Here is a 573-nt window from a genome sequence, read left to right as displayed (position 1 = left end):
GTCGAACCATTCGCGAGTTTGTTACCGGCGTGCTGTTTGTTCCCGCCGGCTTTACGCTCATGTGGATGACGGTATTTGGTAACAGCGCAATCTATCTCATTATGAACCAGGGGGCGACCGACCTCGCCAATACCGTTCAGCAGGATGTCGCGTTGGCCCTGTTTAATTTCCTGGAGCATTTCCCGTTCTCCTCCGTGCTGTCATTCATTGCAATGGCGATGGTCATCGTCTTCTTTGTCACGTCTGCTGACTCCGGGGCAATGGTTGTGGATACTCTGGCATCAGGTGGGGTGGCAAACACACCCGTCTGGCAACGCATCTTCTGGGCGTCGCTCATGGGGATTGTTGCAATTGCACTTCTGATTGCGGGTGGGCTAAGCGCCCTGCAAACGGTGACAATAGCGAGTGCATTACCCTTCTCAGTGATATTACTGGTATCTATATACGGACTTTTGAAAGCCCTGAGACGCGATTTGACGAAGCGTGAAAGTCTGAGCATGGCGACCATTGCTCCGACGGCTGCTCGCAACCCCATTCCCTGGCAGAGAAGGTTGCGTAATATCGCTTATCTGC

Annotated in this window: 1 protein-coding gene; it reads left to right on the top strand. The window is 53.1% G+C overall.

Features of this window, described 5'->3' with window-relative positions:
• Nucleotides 1-573: BCCT family transporter (locus tag L977_RS05025; protein WP_047625072.1), on the top strand; the 573-nt coding region annotated here is incomplete at both ends.

The sequence above is a fragment of the Enterobacter sp. ZOR0014 genome (assembly GCF_000798855.1).
Classification (GTDB): Bacteria; Pseudomonadota; Gammaproteobacteria; order Enterobacterales; family Enterobacteriaceae; genus Enterobacter; species Enterobacter kobei.
This window is presented reverse-complemented; position numbering and strand designations above follow the sequence as displayed.